Raw genomic sequence first — 15,325 nt, 5'->3', positions numbered from 1 at the left:
AGTCTTCTGGATCCGTCAGGTAGATTACCCAATAGTCGGCTCCAGCCGTCACTAGGGGGAATCGTGCGTTGCATACCGGAAGAGCCCGACTTTCAGGACGGCCATCTAGCCGAACAGGCGGTCTGGAACGCCCTCCATGCCCAGCTGCCCGACGACGTCGTGCTGGCACACTCGGTCCAGCTGCGGCACGGCCGCGCCGAACACGAGATCGACATCCTGGTCCTCTGGCCCGGCGTGGGCGTCGCCGTCCTTGAGGTCAAGGGCGGCCGGGTCTCCGTGGAGAACGGCCAGTGGTACCAAAGCGACCGGACCGGAAAACGGCCGATGGCAAGCCCCGTCGCCCAGGCCCAGAGCGCCCAGCACGCCTTCAAGGACTGGATCGGCAGCCGCCTCGGCACTCCCCTGACCAGCCGCATCACCTACATGGCGTGTTTCCCCTATTCCGACGTCCAGCCCGGCTGGGAGATGGCCGGCACGCCGCGCAGCCTCATCATCGACCAGGCCGAGCTGGAAACCGGCTGCGCCGCAAAGATTCGGGCCGCCATCGAGACCGAAGGGCAGGGGTCCGTACCGCTCTCCCCGAAATACCTCGAGCGCATCCTCCCCCATCTCTCTGGCGACCTCACCCCGGCAGACCGCCCGGGGCTGGACGCCGCCGAGCTGGAGGACCATCAGGAACGGCTCACCACCCGGCAGAAGGTCCTGCTGGATTCCACCCGCTCCATCACCCGCGCCCGCTTCGTCGGCGGCGCCGGCAGCGGCAAGACCTGGCTCGCCGTCGAGAAGGCCAAGCGCCTCGCCAAGGCCGGCCAGCGCGTCGGGTTGTTCTGCTACAACAAGGGACTCAGCATGCACCTGCGCCGCGAGGTCGCCGGCTGGAAGCAGGCCGGGCCGGTTTTCGTGGGCGAGTTCCACGAGTACGTGCAGTCTCTGGGCGTGCCCGACGGGTCCGGGCAGGAGTACTTCGACGAGGAGATGCCGCGCCTACTCAAGGAACTCGCCGACGTCCTGCCGGTCGAGGAGAAGCTGGACGCCGTCGTCGTCGACGAGGCCCAGGACTTCGCCCCACTCTGGTGGGAGGCGCTGCTCGCATGTCTGAAGAAGCCCGACGACGGCGGGGTGTACGCGTTCATGGACGAACGGCAGAACGTCTACGGACGGTGGGACGCGGCAGCCGCGGGAACAGCTGAGGATCCCACTGCCGGGCTCGTCACCCTGCACATCGACGAGAACCTGCGCAACACCAAACGGATCGCGCACACCTTCCGTGGGTTCGCCGGCGAACACTTCTCACCCCGCGGCGGGGACGGGCTGCCGGTGCGCCTCGTGGCCTGCGACACCGAAGATGCGCTGGATGTGGCGAGCGACTGCGTGGACGTTCTCATTGACGAAGGCTGGGCGGCCAACCAGATCGCCCTGCTCACCACCAACAAGCGCCATCCGATCCATCAGGATTATTACGAGTCCCAGCGCATCCCCGAGTACTGGAAGTCCTTCCACGACGACGACGCGGAGTTCTACGGGCATGTCCTGGGGTTTAAGGGGCTGGAACGCTCGGTCGTGATCCTCTGTGTGAACGGGTTCAAGGACATGGCCCGTGCTCCGGAGCAGCTCTATGTGGGGCTGTCGCGGGCTCGGTGCCTGCTGGTAGTGGTTGGTGATCCGGCGCTGATTGCTGAAGCCGGCGGGCGGGAGCTGGAGTTGGCCTTGGGGCGGGCGGAGGGGTGGGCGCCACCAACGGATTCCATCTACACGATATAGGCATGCTGCACACACACCGCATCAAACAAGACATTAGACTCGGTGAGGAACCAGATAACAGACATCTTCTATTACCGATCAGCAGCATCGAGTATCAATGGGGAGAAACAACATAATGCCATATGATTTCGACACAACGGAATGGACTAAGCTCGTTGAAAAGGTCCTAACGGCCACAGAAACCGGGCAACTTGTTTGGGAAATAGATCCGAACTTCGATCCCAGCACAAATGCTCGGCACTTCCGAGCTTATAAGGGGCAGACTTCCTTCACATTTTTTGGACGCTTCCGTGGATTCTCCTATCAGATGTCAGTCCGAAGGGAGATTGGTGGACAACCCGCTTCTGAAAAGCCGATCAAAGTCACGAACAAGCAGTCTGCTCAGGGCATTCCATTTGACCTCCTGTTTCGAGCTATTAGGGAGCAGGTACGGCGTAACGAGGCCCAAGCACATCTGCGGGCGGCAGCCGCATCGCTGGTCAAAATTCTGGGCAGCATAGATCACGGCACCCCTCTGACTGAAGAAGAACAGCTATCGCTGGTGTGTGTGGCCACAGACGATGACTGGGATACCGTAATCGATCGATTAATTAATGCCACCCGTACTGGAGCAATGACTTGGGTAGCCTCTGATCCTCCCGAAGGCCAGACATACACCTCTGAAAGAGGCAGTCTTCGATTTGTTGTCGAGAAGGACCCCATACCCGAGCATGGTTTCGTTCTGTGGATCGACTTAGAAGAAGGTGATTTCTGCTTTACCCGCCAGTGGGAGGACAGTCCCCTGGAGACCCTGGCCGAGCTGGTGGGGATTCATACTCGAAACACGGAGGCGCAGTTTGCCGCAATGGCTAAAGCTGCGCTCCTGGAGGACATCCTCAGCGACATCGACTTGGACGATCAGTCAGAAAGCGAAGCATCAGCTCGGACTCCAGACTGTCTATGAGGCACGGCAGACAGTGGCGGGCCATTCGCTGGAATGGCACGCCACTGTCAACTCAGAACTTACAGCCCAAGTGGGACCTCCTACTCTGGGTGTTTACCGCTGTAAACCCAGCTATAGAGAACGCTGTACAGCTCTGACTGACCGGCGAATCCTGCCTGCGACCTCATCCAGGGATTCCCCGGAATTTTCGCCCAGTCGACTGCAGCCAGTTTCCCGATGAGTTGGGCAAACCTCTGGTCAAAACTGTCATGCTCAAGGGCACTCGCTATGACGTTCTGACCCAGCCTTGCCAGGGAGGCCACACCTACCAGTTCTTTTAGCCGGTACGCGACATCCGCCTCAACCACTTCTCCGTCGTCGTTCGTGATTTTCCGCGGCTCGTTATTCCAGGCATCCGGGCAGGCTTCTGCGACCAGCCGCCAGAAATCACGGGCAATCCTTTCGGCGTTCAGGTCCCTGGCATCAATGCGCTCAAGAATCTCTTTAGAGAACATGGAAGCGGTGGAACGTCGTGCTCCCTCGAAGGTGACAGGCCTCTTGGGGTCTCGGGCACCCGTGAAGTTGATTTGGTCCAGCCATACGGAATCCGCGTGCCGGGCAAGCATTGTCGTGATCAAGCGAATTCGTTGAGCATGAGTCATCTCGCCCGCGTCGATAACGTCAGCCTTTGTGATTTCTATCAGCGCCTTGGGCAGCTTGCGCTGTGTGCTGTTTATGACGTCAAAGAACTGAGCCTCTTCGGCGAAAGTCAGTCCAAAGTTGACCAACACCGGAACTTTCGGGTTGTAGTTTTCATCCATCTCATTTGCTTTGACCAAGCCGAGGTACCGGTGTTGTCCGTCCACGACCGAGATGCAAGAATCGCCAAAAGCCTCCCGAATGGCGTGCTTGTCTTCGGCGTTGAACAGTTCGATGAAATGAGAAATCTGCTTTGAGTCCGCAAGCCGTATGGAGAGTGTTAGCGGCGTGGTGCGGGCCATGTGGCCGCTATCTAGGTAAAACCGAGCGATCTTGGGAATACGATCTTTTATCGGTTCCCGCTGGTACCCATGCCCGTCGGGAGCTGGCGAGTCTGGGTCTTCTTTCTCAAAGTTACTTATGAAAAGGAGGCCCTTCATCGCAGTGGGCGTCATAAAGCCAACTGCCTCGCGATCGGCATCTAGTACACCTAGAATTTCCATGTTTTTATTCATTGCGGTCGGTCCCCCCATAGTGATTGATAATGAATTGTAGCAACGCTGGGCGTGGTTACTTCGAAGTGAAACGATGCGGACGGATCAGCAACGAATTCAGGGTCACAAAGCAACAGCGCTAGCCTCGACGTAGACGTCTCCGGGCATCGGCCGGTGCAGCTTCCACGTGATAGCGATAGGTTTTGACCCCGTGTGCGACATGTAGTCCATTTGCCCAAGGCAGGTGTACGCCATGGTCAAACCCGAGCCGTCGTTTTCACGTGGCCGGGTGAACAACAGCACCTGACTGCCTGCCTTCTTGTGGTCCAGATACCGCTGACCGGTTGGGCTTCCGGGAGCCGTCGCGTTCTGGGACTCCCAGTGGAATACCTCGGGACTCATTGCGTAGTCCTTATACATGATCGATGCCGCCCTGTCCTTGGCGTCCTTTTCGAGCGTGACGAAGAAGGCGTCAGTCTTTGTGTCCTCACACCAAGCAACACCCTCCCGGTGTCGCGCCCGGCGTCCTTCCAACGAAAGGTAACCCAAAGCAGCGAGGACTTCCTCGCGCCGGTAGGTTGCGTGGGAGTACAGCGGGACGTGCTGGAGGCCACGGCCCAAGCCTTTGGGTGCGTAGCGGGACCGTTGAATGCCCAGGTCCATGAGCTGTTGAATTTCCGAAACAACGGGTGGAAGTGCGCGCACGAAGTCGAGTCCGGCGTCGTAATCCGAGAAGCCGCCACCTTCCGGCCACAGGGCGAAAAACAGCATCCTGGCCAGCGTCTGCTCCCGGTTGCTCAACTGGTCATAACGCGGAGCGCCGTCGGAAACGAGACGTGCATAGGTTTCGGCCCGTTCCGGGTCATCAACGCATAGGAACGTCGTCATGCGCCGAAGGAGAATAGCCTCCTCAGCAACGGACGGGGCAGCTTTTCCCGCAATGACGGCCTCCGGGCCATAAACCTGGTCGATGAGGCCCGCGTCCCGGAGCAGCGCCGTCCATGAATCACCGGTCTTCCGGTAAATGTCTTCCAGGCTGAGCCCCGATTCCCGCAGGAAATCCTCAAGCCTTAGCTCTCCATGGGACTGCACATGCGTGACGAGCTGTCGCCTGTTAAATCGGAGCTGGGTACGAATGTTGTCGAGGATGATCTTCTGCGCCACCCTGTCCAGCACAATCTGCGAGCCGGATGGAAGAAAGGGAAATTCATCCTCGACAGCCTTTGCGAGCGTTTTGCGCCCCAACCCGGTAAGTGCCCGGAGTTTCGTCTCAAAACGGAACTCGCGATGCTGTTGCCCGATGTAGTCCAGCACGGTGAGGACCGCTTTGTCCTTTGCCCGGCGCAAGCCGCGGCCGAGCTGCTGAAGGAAAACGGTTGAACTCTGCGTCGGACGAAGCAGCATGATGGTGTCGACTTCAGGCAGGTCCAGTCCCTCGTTGAAGAGGTCGACCGCAAAGATGCAGTTCAGTTCTCGTGTACGGAGCTGTCTCAGCGCATCTGCCCGTTCATACTCCGGGGTGTTCCCTGAGACGGCGATGGAAGCAATCCCTGCTCGGTTGAAGACCGCAGCCATGTATTCCGCATGTTGCACCGAAACGCAGAAGCCCAGTGCACGCATCAGCTCTGTGGAAGTGACCTTGTCCCGCAGTTCCTTGATGACTTTCGCAGCACGCACATCGTTGCCCGTATAGAGACTACTCAGCTGGCCGACGTCGTAGTTGCCGCGTTTCCATTCAATCTGTGAAAGATCCACATCATCAGCGACCCCAAAGTAGTGGAAGGGCACGAGCAGGTCGGCATCCAGCGCATCCCACAGTCGCAGTTCACTGGCGATGCGGCCGCCAAAGAACTGCTCGGCAACGTTGACGCCGTCGCCTCGCTCCGGAGTAGCAGTCAGGCCGAGCAGCTCCTGAGGACGTAGGTGGTCGATCAGTCGCCTATACGTCGGCGCCTGGGCATGATGAAACTCGTCAATGACGACGACGTCGAACGCGTCCGGGACGAGCTTATTGATGCCGTAGGCAGCGAGGGACTGGACGCTGGCGAACACCTGCTTCCACACCGTTGGGCGGTGATCACCGACGAACAATTCACCAAAGGATCCGCTCTGCATCACGTCACGGTAGGTATGCAGCGACTGTTCCAGGATCTCTTTCCGATGCGCCACGAAAAGAAGTGACAAAGGCTTCCCTGCTGCCTCGCAGAGCCGCTTGTAATCGAGTGCGGCAATAACCGTTTTCCCGGTGCCTGTTGCTGCCACAAGGAGGTTGCGGTGGTAACCATGGACTTCCCGAGCGGCGTCCAGTTCTTCCAGCATTTCCTGCTGGTGGACGAACGGCTGAAGTTCCAACCCGGTAGCTGCAGCCGGGCGTGACGTGGATTTACCGCCGTTTCGGGCCAGAGCGGCGTCGAGTTTATCGCCGTCCTGCACAGGGTCGTATGTCTGAAAAGCCGACTGCTCCCAGTAGCTGTCGAAAGTGAGCTCAAATTTTTGCAGCAACTCTGGTGTGCCGACCGCTGAGAGCCGGACGTTCCATTCCAGTCCGTCGAGCATGGCCGGGGCGCTGAGGTTCGAGCTGCCCACATAGGCTGTATCAAAACCCGTGTTCCGCCGGAAGAGCCATGCCTTGGCATGCAGCCGGGTGGCATGCGTTTCGTAATTGATCTTGATGTCGGCGCCGTACTTCACGGCGAGTTCATCAATGGCCCGGCGTTCCGTGGCACCCATGTAGGTGCTGGTGAGGACCCTCAGCTTCACGCCACGGTCCCGCAGCTCGGCCAGGGCTGGTTCAAGCAGCCGAAGCCCGGTCCAGCGGATGAAAGCGCACAGCATATCTACCGTGTCAGCTGAACCCATTTCCGTGCGGATCTCGGCGGCAAGGTTGGGGTCGTCCTTACCGTTCGTCAACAGTGCAGGCTGGCTGAGCGGTGTTGAGGGCCGGCGGAGCTGGCGACGGCGTAGCCCCTCTTCGGCGAACAGAGAAGTCAGCTGTTGGGGTCCGGGCTCCAGCCCGTCTGCGCTAAGGCGGCTTAGCAATGAGTTGGCCAACGCTACCCGGTCTTCGGGGTTGGTTTGGTCCAGCGCCTGCCGCACCCTGCGTGCGATGTGAGAGGACAACGCTTCCGAGGACAGTGAGTCCGGGACGGGCTCGAGGACAGCTTTCAACCCGGTCTGTCCAGCCAATGTCTGTCGGAGATCATTCGTGTTGAGGAGCTCGTAGAGCCCTTCCGGCATGCGTTCGCCGGGGATGTGGGAATGGATCACTCTACTCCCCTACCAACCGGTTCAGCTCCCGGACAATGGGCCGATGGACCAACTTTATTAACATAGCTTTCCCAACCAATATGCGATCCTCACCTATGAGGACCGTTTCTCCTACCGCTGAGGCTATCGGTAGGTACTGACAGTTTTTGAAGAGCGGCGGCAACTACTGGATTCGCCCGCTGCTCTTTGCGTACGCCAGGCCGAGTTCGAATTGTTCCCGAGCTGGTTTGCTGCTTCGCTTGCGGCCGAACTGCTGAAGAACCCTGCGCCGGAGGTCGGCTCCAGCTACCGACGGGTCATCTTTGATCACTGCCACAATGGCATTCGCGATTTCAGTTGGGGCAATTTGCTCAAATGGGCGTGCTGAACCGGTCCCTGTTCGATGGATGAGCCAGCGCGAATGATCAATGCCCTTCGGCCACACGAAGCCGTAGGAGTCGACATCAACCGAGGCTCTGGGAATCTGGTTAAGGATCCTCCTCATTCTCGCCGGCACCAGGCGAGAAAAACCGAAAGCAAGGCCGACAAGCCGAGCAACGCGATCCTGGTGCACCGGTCCCTCAGCCTCGGCAATGTCCTCAATCAGGCTCCGCACGTTCTCCTTGACACGAACGGTTCTCATTGAATCGAGGTCTTCCTGTTCCCCGACAACAACCTGGGTCCAGGACTCCCACGGTACGGAGCCGTAAAGCACATCTACGCCATTTCCTGCTTCAGCGTTGCTTGACTTAGAGCCGGCTGGAACCGGCACGGCCTCATCATCGCTATCCGCAACGGCTTCGCTTTCTGGTTCGCTTGCTTCCAACAGATCCTTGATAACAGCTGTCCGGATCTCCCCAGCCCGGTCGGCACCATCTGTGTCGCCAATATGGGTCAGCACTGTTCGAACAGTGTCGGCCGCTTGGAGGGCATCAAAGACCTCGAACTCGCCGCCGTGGGACAGTCGGTTTCGGATGATCCGCAGTACGGACCCGTAGGAACTCAGTGTTCGGTTCCTGTCACCCGCGTCAAACGGGTATCCCAAAGCGCCCAAACGTTCCGTAAGCATACGCAGCTGGAGGGACAGGTCACGGCGGGAATATGTCCAGCCTTCTTTCCCCTTCATCTGGTCCAATTCCCGCAGAACAGATGACCATTCCAGCCCCAGAATTTGGTCTTGCAGCGATGCTTGGATAAAAGGATCCAGGCGTTCGCTTAGCAGGTCCAATGCCGCGTGGACATGGTGCTTTGACATGGTTTTCTCCCCCATTAGTGCCTCCGAGTGGAGGTCTTGGTTTCAACTGGCTTCCTCAGACCCTGTGGCTATCGCCCAGCACGAGGTAGTCCCTCGTCCAATAACCGCCAGCCGACGCCGAGCTGCGTCCTGCGAAGGTCACTGGCGATTGTGGGCAGAGACTCACCCTTGCGGTATAGGTCTTCCATTCGACGGAGCTCGGCAGGCAAATAGGCTTTGCCGTGTCTGTACGCTCCGGTTTCGTCCATGATGTCCCCTTCGGGAGTCAGGAGCCTGTTGATCAGGTGGGTGGCCACGTCATGCTGGTCCAGCCCCGCATTGAGTGCAACGTCCCTGACCATCAGCCCCTGGCGATACAGGTGCAAAACTTGTCGTGATCTTTCTTCGGTCCAGGCGGTGGAAGTCCCGTCAGGCTCCCTCCTCTCCGCGGCCGGTTCGTCCAACTGCGTCGTGCGGGTGACTATACGAGAAGCAGCGGCGACCACCAGCCCACTCCCGGAGAACGACACCTTCCCAGCATCCAGCGCTGCGCTCAGCGCATCCTCGAGCCGCTGCCCAATACCCGCGGTCACCCGTTTGCCACCAAAGACCCGGACTGCCTGCCTCTTCAGGTCCTCAGGTGCCAGTCCGGCGGCATCCCGACACAGCTCAGCCATCGCATTGCCGATCTCCACCAGACTGACGTGCTCGATTTTCCGCGGCTCAAATTCGTCGGCTTCCCGGTAAGCTACCCAGGTTGTCGGATCCAGCGACGTAGGCCAGACGAACTCATCCCGATCCACATGGAACTTCTTACGATCGATCAGCTTCAGGACGGAATCTGCCCGCTGGCCGTTCACCTTGTTCAGGTCGAACTCGGCGCAGACCAGCTTCGCCAGCCGTGCAGTATGAACGGGCCCTTCGGCTTCGACAATCGCCTCGAGCACGGCACGTACCGTTTCGCGGGCGCGGGGAGATGAGCCGAGGTTGTCCAGATACTCGATGCCGCCGGTTCCCCGGTAGGACCACGGGACGTACGGCTGAGCGTTCGACACCGGAGCAGCCGGAGGAATCGGGACAGCCTTGACCACAGCGGGCTCGGGACGTGCCACGGGAACCGGCACAACGACCGGCTCCTGCACCTCAACCTCGGGCTCCGCCAACAGGTCTTCGCGCCGGATTTCCTTCTCCAACCGGTCCAGCACCGCTGCCGAATCGGACAGCCATTCCGGCAGCCACACCCGCTGGACCGACGGCCACCGCAGCATCCGTGAAAGCACATCGGTGGGCAGTCCATCGCGGTCCCCCACCGTTCCGCGGGAGGCCCACACGGGCGAGTCCAAAAGGATCGCCATCAACGGGCGCTCGGGCTCCTCGGGCAGCGCCACGCTGAGGTCCACCTTGAAGTCCGACAGTCCGACGTCGGTGGCGACCACCAGCCCGCGCTCACGCAGGGCATCTGCGATCTGTTCCCGGTGCCGGTCCACGGCGGGCTTCCGCCGGCCGTCGGACGGCAGGGCGTCGGTTCCACTGGCCGCGAGATCCAGGTAGCTGCGCAGGTGCTTGATACCCAGCGACGAGGTCTCCTCCGCCCGCAAATCCGACGGATCGAAGCTGGAGAACACGATGACCTGCCGCCGGGCACGTGTGACCGCTACGTTGAGCCGGCGTTCGCCGCCGCTGCGGTTCAGCGGACCGAAGTTCAGCGGCAGGTAGCCCCTCTCGTTTTTCGAGAAGCCGGTGGAGAACAGGATGGTGTCCCGCTCGTCGCCCTGTACGTTTTCCAGGTTTTTCACGAAGAGCCCGTCCGGCGCGTCCAATGCTTCGGCAATTCGGGGGTCCTCGGCGTCGCGCAGCAGAGACTCGATGTAGGCGCGTTGCTGCAGGTTGAAGGTCACCACGCCCACCGAGGGATACACCTGCGGCGAGGCGAGGAAGCGGCGGCGAATCTCCGCCACGACTGCCTCTGCCTCCACCGGGTTGGTCCTAAGCAGTTTGCCTTTGCCGGTCCGGTTGAAGTGCCCGCCGGTAACGCGGATGAAGTTCACACCGTAGCCCTTCACGTCGGCGCTGGCACTGCCATGCACGGGGGCCGGGAAGGATGAGAGCTTGCTGTCGTAGTACTGCTGGTTGCTGAAGGCGATCAGCGACTCGTCCTGGCTGCGGTAGTGCCAGGTCAGCCACTGCCGGGGAACCCGCGCCGACACGCATTCGGAGAGGATTGATTCCTCATCCGCCACTGTGTCCGCTGCGTCATCCTCTTCGTCGTCCCGGTCCAGGCTGGTTTCGGCGAAGGAGGTGGGCGGCATCTGCTTGCTGTCGCCGACGACGACGACGGAACGTCCGCGGCCCATCGCACCAACGGCGTCGGCCACCCGAATCTGGGACGCCTCGTCGAAGACCACCAGGTCGAACAGGTCTGACCGTGCAGGGAAGAAACGCGCCACGGAGTCGGGACTGACCAGGACGCACGGCGTGATGCGGGTAATCAGCTCACCGAAATTCTCCAGCAGGGGACGGACCTTCATCCCGCGCTTGGAGCCCAGCTGGCGGTGCAGCTTGCCCATCTGTCCCGCTTCGGACTGCGGATTAAAGCTGCGCTGCGCTAACACTTCCGCGGGCACGGCGGCCTTCAGCTGTTGGCGGATGGCGGCGGAGCGCGTGATGAAACGTTCAATCATCTTTTCGTGGCTGCGTGCCTCGAAGCGGTCCAACCCGGTCGCCGCCGAACGCTCGCTTTGGGCAGCTAGGGCAAGGCCGCGTTCGAACGCGCCGACGGCGTCGTCGGCAGGAATTGTCCCGGACTTAAGCTGCCCACGGGCAGCGCCCAGACCAGCAACGTTCAACGGCTCGAGTGCCTTCATGAAGTCCAGCCAGCGGGCCAGCGACGGCAGGCCGGGACGTTCGACGTCGCGGCCTCGGCTGGTCTGGGTCCAGCGGTCCAGCAAGGTGGCACCGCCCAGCCAGGCTTCGAGGTCCCTGGGCCCCACTCCTGCAGCGTTGAACAGGTCGGCGGCCGCCTGCGCGAGGTCGGCGGCGGTCCTCCCCACTCCTTCCGGTACCTGCCCTGCCTTGCGCAGGTAGGTGCGAATTATCTGTAGGAAGGTCTGATCGCCCGGCCTGCCGGTGACCTTGACAAGGTCCGACGCCCAACGGAGCCAGTCCACCGAGTGCCTCAGCATGTGCTGGCCGGCCTCGGTCAGCGGGTTCCAGGACTCCGGCAACCGAACACCCGGGACCGATGCAGCCTCACAGGCCAGGCCCCGCGCTGCACTCTGGACGGTGAGCAGCGCTTCGGTGAGGGCAGGGACGTCCTTGGGTTTCACCACGACGCCGGGGCGGATGTAGTTCGCCAATTGGTCGCGGACGGCGATCAGCCGTTTCTTCCGCCCGAAGAAGCCGGATTCCGCCGCAGCAACTGCTTGGGCGTGAAGATCTGCCACGGGAAGGTCGATGGCTTCGGGCACCACCTTGTCCAGCCCTGGATGGGCGGCACCGATAAAGGCCGTGACGTGGTTGCCGAGTCCGTCGATAGCGTTGTTCCACCGGCGGGAGGCCACTTCATCCAGCAGGTCCAGGTCCAAAGTGCCGGCGGACAGTACCTCCCGGAGCTTTCCGAGGTCGGCCACGGTGCGTGCCGATTCCACCACGCGGGCAAATTCGGGATCCGCCGTGGTCCGGTCCAGGGCGGCCTGGAACCGGCGGGCGGCATCGCTTGCCGCCTCCGCTTTGGCTTTCGTGAGGGGGCGGGTGATGAACCCCCACGGCGTGCGGTCACCCGGAGCAGCTGGGTCGGCAACATCTGGAAGTTCGGCCAGCAGGCTTCGCAGCTGCTGCAACTGGTCAATGCTGGTCTTTTCGACAAAGGATTCCGGGACGGAGAGCGGCTCAGCTTCGTCCCCGACGGCGAGCTCCTTGGTCCGGGCACTGTAGAGCGAGAGCTCGGCGTTGTTTTCGTCGTGGAGGCGTGCGGCGTAGCGGACGAGTCCCCGCCGTGCCTTGTTCAGCTCGCTCACCGCGGCGTCCAGGCCTTGGCGGTCCGGATCGGCGTGGTGGTCCAGGGCACGTCGGATCTGTTCTCGGACCGCGGCCGGTTTGCTCCCTTTGTCATGGAGGTCCAGCGCGAAGACACCCATGCCGACGTCGTCGAGCCGCTTCTGCACGACCTCCAGCGCTGCGCGCTTTTCGGCCACGAAGAGGACCCGTTTCCCGTCGGCCACGGCGCGGGTCAAAAGGTTGGTGATGGTCTGGGACTTGCCGGTGCCGGGAGGTCCTTCCAGGACGAAGGTCTTTCCTGCGACCGCTTCGGAGATGGCCTGCAGCTGGGATGAGTCTGCCGGGATGGGCACCCGTGCCGCGAGTTCGTCGAGGTCTTCGCCCGTTTCCGTGGTGGCCGGATCGGTGAACGGGTCAGTGGGCGTGCTGACCAGGTGGCGGACCAAGGGGTTCTTGGATAGTTCTTCCCAATGCTCGTCCAAATCCTTCCAGAGCCGGAATTTGGCGAACTGCAGGATGGACAGGTCCACGGTCGGTTCCACCCGGAACGGCAGTCCCTTGGCCTGGACGGCGGACCGCACTGCGCCGAGCGCAGCGTCCAGGTCGATGCCTGAGTGGTCCTCCTCCGGATCCGCGAGCCCGGGGATTTCCATCCCGTGTTCCATGCGGAGCTTTTCGAGCAGGCAGTAGTTCGGCGTCGAGCCGCCCGTTTCGTCCAGGACAACCTCGTAGGGACCCTGTTTCGACGTCGGGCGCAGTTGAACCGGCACCAGGACCAGCGGGGAACGGAGTTCCTTCCCGTCGAGGCTCCATACCAGCGACCCCAACGCCAGATACAGGTTGTTGGCACCGGTTTCCTCAATCAGGGTTCGGGCTTTATAGGCCAGGCTGCGCATCCGCGACTGGTAGCCGGCCTCGGTGACGTCGGCGAACACGGCGTGGCGCTTGACCAGCATGTCTGCCAGCTGTTCCTGCGGCAGGTCGCGGCCGTAGCGGACGCCTCGTTCGCGCTGCATGGCGGCGACGTCGTCGGAGGCGGCCAGCGTGATCGGGGTTCCGGCACTGATCAGGTCCTCGAACTGCCCGATCCAGCTGTCCGGTACCGCCAGCGGGAAGCGTGCGGTCTTGGTGAAATTGATCAGCCGGTTCCGCAGGCTGAGGTCAAGCAGCGCGTTCTTCCACTGGCTGATACGTGGGGGGAGCTGCTTGGCGTCGGCCCGGCTCTTGGATCCCCGTCCGCTGCCCTGGGGTACGGACGGCATTTCCGGACGCGGGGGCGTGTACTCGTAGACCTCCACTTTTCCGCCCACGTTGGTGAGCCGGGCCGGGATGGGCCGGATGCCGGCGCTGCGGGCGCCGAAGATATCCACGACCCCGCGGACCTCGTCCATCTCTCCGGTCAGGTAACGCTTGTACGCGGCGTCGTGCACGTCCTGCGGTCGGAAGGTTTCGCCACCGTCCGTGACCATCGTGGATTCCATGAGGCGGATGTTGCCCAGATCCACTTCATTGACCAGATAGGCCGCCTCTTCCAGCGCTGGAGTCTGGAAGTTGCGTTCATCGCGCCAGTAGCCAACGAAAATGTGTCCGTCCATCAGCCACAGGTTTGCCTGCAGCCCGGCGAACTCCAACGCCGCGGCCAGGATCACCGTGGTATCCATGCAGGTGCCGAACTGGCCGCTGAGGACCTGCTCCGGCGTCCGGATCCGCTGGGCGTGCTGACCCCAGGACGGAGCAGGCTCGCTGTACCGGATGCCCCGACTCTGGACCGCCCGGAAGATGGCCCAGGCAATCGCGTCGGCGCGTTCGGAACCTGATTGGTAGCCGTTCAACGCACTGTTGCCGGTCTCCGCCTTCAGGAGGTCGGACGCTTCAGAACAGAGCTTCGCGATTTCCGGATGGTTGGGCTGGACGAAGGCCGCGAGGGATTCCAACGCCAGCAGTCCGCGCCGCAGCTTCCAGTGCTGCGCTCCGAGCAGTTCGACGTCCCGGCTGGCGGACGCCACGACGTCGTTCTCCACCTTGAGCTCGGCACGGACGGTGCCCTGTTGGCGGTCTTCGAGCTGCAGCATGGCTGCGGGATCGCCCTGGAGGTTGGGGCTCGACAACGTGATCGAACCGCCGGCGGGAATGTCCAGGTAATGCTCGCTGGTCCGGGATACGACGCCTATTTCCGCGGTGAGACTGAGCTGCAGTACTGCCCCACGGATTTCGGGGCCGGGGTTCGCCACAACGAGACGGTTAATGACCTGCCCGCCGTTGTAGGACATGGCATAGCTGACCTCCGAGGCGGTCTCGAGGGTGATGGTGGTTCCCTGCTGTGCCTCAACCTTTGGAGCAGGTGGCGGGGATACGGCTTCTGTGTCCAAGAAAAGTGGGACGGGAGCGAGTCGGGGAACCGCTGCCCGGGGGCGCGGTGCGGCGGGGACCGGGGCGGGGGGATCGGGGAGAGGAGCGGCAGCGCTGTTTTCGCGGAAGTCCTTCAGCAGCTGCTGACCTTCCTCCGCCTGCTTATCCAGTCGCATCCATCGCATGAGCCGCAGGGCGGTATCGATAGCGCGCACGACGTCATCGTCCGAAAAGGGCTCGTTGTGGGCCCACAGATTACGGATTTGCCTCAGTTCGCTGGCATAGGCGCTGGCTTCCGGCGGGAGGGCAAAAGGATAGCCAAGGTTGCCGAGCCGCTCCGTAAGCATCCGCAGCTGGGTCTGCACGTCGCTGGCTTTGTACGTCTTGAGGCCGCGGCCTGCGAGCTCGTCTTTTCGGGATAGCAGGGACGGCCAATCGACTCCCGGTGAGACTTCAGCCATCGCCCGATCGATGTAGGGTTCCAGCACCTTGGACAAGATTTCCAAGGTTCTTCCGATGAACTCCCTGTTGGATAACGCCATTCCACATCCCTATGCTCGATCGGCGCCTCCCCAGACGTCGCTCAGCCAGAATATACCGACCGGTAACTTGCTAGCTGTCCTG

The 15,325-nt window shown here is 61.7% G+C and carries 6 protein-coding genes; 2 read left to right on the top strand and 4 right to left on the bottom strand.

Annotated elements, in window-relative coordinates:
• The first annotated feature begins 63 nt into the window (after positions 1-63).
• Both NNX34_RS12160 and NNX34_RS12155 read left to right on the top strand, forming a co-directional pair.
• Positions 64-1,761, top strand: coding sequence for an NERD domain-containing protein/DEAD/DEAH box helicase (locus NNX34_RS12160; RefSeq protein ID WP_255766787.1), 1,698 nt, complete (start codon positions 64-66; stop codon positions 1,759-1,761).
• Between the two features lie 115 nt (positions 1,762-1,876).
• Positions 1,877-2,704, top strand: a complete 828-nt coding sequence (locus NNX34_RS12155; RefSeq protein ID WP_255766786.1) for a hypothetical protein — start codon at positions 1,877-1,879, stop codon at positions 2,702-2,704.
• Positions 2,705-2,784: 80 nt separating this feature from the next.
• On the opposite strand, the gene NNX34_RS12150 is transcribed toward NNX34_RS12155, so the two are convergent.
• The 4 genes from NNX34_RS12150 to NNX34_RS12135 form a co-directional block, all read right to left on the bottom strand.
• Positions 2,785-3,897 carry a DGQHR domain-containing protein gene (locus tag NNX34_RS12150; protein WP_255766785.1) on the bottom strand — a complete coding sequence of 371 codons (1,113 nt, stop codon included), beginning with the start codon at positions 3,895-3,897 and terminating at the stop codon, positions 2,785-2,787.
• Positions 3,898-3,999: 102 nt separating this feature from the next.
• The gene (locus tag NNX34_RS12145) at positions 4,000-7,113 is read right to left on the bottom strand and encodes a DEAD/DEAH box helicase (RefSeq protein ID WP_255767247.1); all 3,114 of its coding nucleotides are present in this window, start codon (positions 7,111-7,113) and stop codon (positions 4,000-4,002) included.
• Positions 7,114-7,306: 193 nt separating this feature from the next.
• Positions 7,307-8,392: a DUF3320 domain-containing protein gene (locus tag NNX34_RS12140; protein WP_255766784.1), complete on the bottom strand. Its 1,086-nt coding sequence runs from the start codon at positions 8,390-8,392 to the stop codon at positions 7,307-7,309.
• 53 nt (positions 8,393-8,445) lie between these two features.
• On the bottom strand, positions 8,446-15,243 hold the full coding sequence (locus NNX34_RS12135) for a DUF4011 domain-containing protein (RefSeq protein WP_255766783.1): 6,798 nt from the start codon (positions 15,241-15,243) through the stop codon (positions 8,446-8,448).
• Between the last annotated feature and the right edge of the window lie 82 nt (positions 15,244-15,325).

It is taken from the genome of Arthrobacter sp. zg-Y1116 (assembly GCF_024385485.1).
In the GTDB taxonomy this organism is placed as follows: domain Bacteria; phylum Actinomycetota; class Actinomycetes; order Actinomycetales; family Micrococcaceae; genus Arthrobacter_B.
This window is presented reverse-complemented; position numbering and strand designations above follow the sequence as displayed.

What these genes read in the sequence shown, in the direction of transcription:
- NNX34_RS12140 (WP_255766784.1), bottom strand. Translation starts at nt 8,392, where the DNA reads ATGGGGGAGAAAACCATGTCAAAGCACCATGTCCACGCGGCATTGGAC.
- NNX34_RS12145 (WP_255767247.1), bottom strand. Translation starts at nt 7,113, where the DNA reads ATGCCGGAAGGGCTCTACGAGCTCCTCAACACGAATGATCTCCGACAG.
- NNX34_RS12150 (WP_255766785.1), bottom strand. Translation starts at nt 3,897, where the DNA reads ATGAATAAAAACATGGAAATTCTAGGTGTACTAGATGCCGATCGCGAG.
- NNX34_RS12155 (WP_255766786.1), top strand. Translation starts at nt 1,877, where the DNA reads ATGCCATATGATTTCGACACAACGGAATGGACTAAGCTCGTTGAAAAG.
- NNX34_RS12135 (WP_255766783.1), bottom strand. Translation starts at nt 15,243, where the DNA reads ATGGCGTTATCCAACAGGGAGTTCATCGGAAGAACCTTGGAAATCTTG.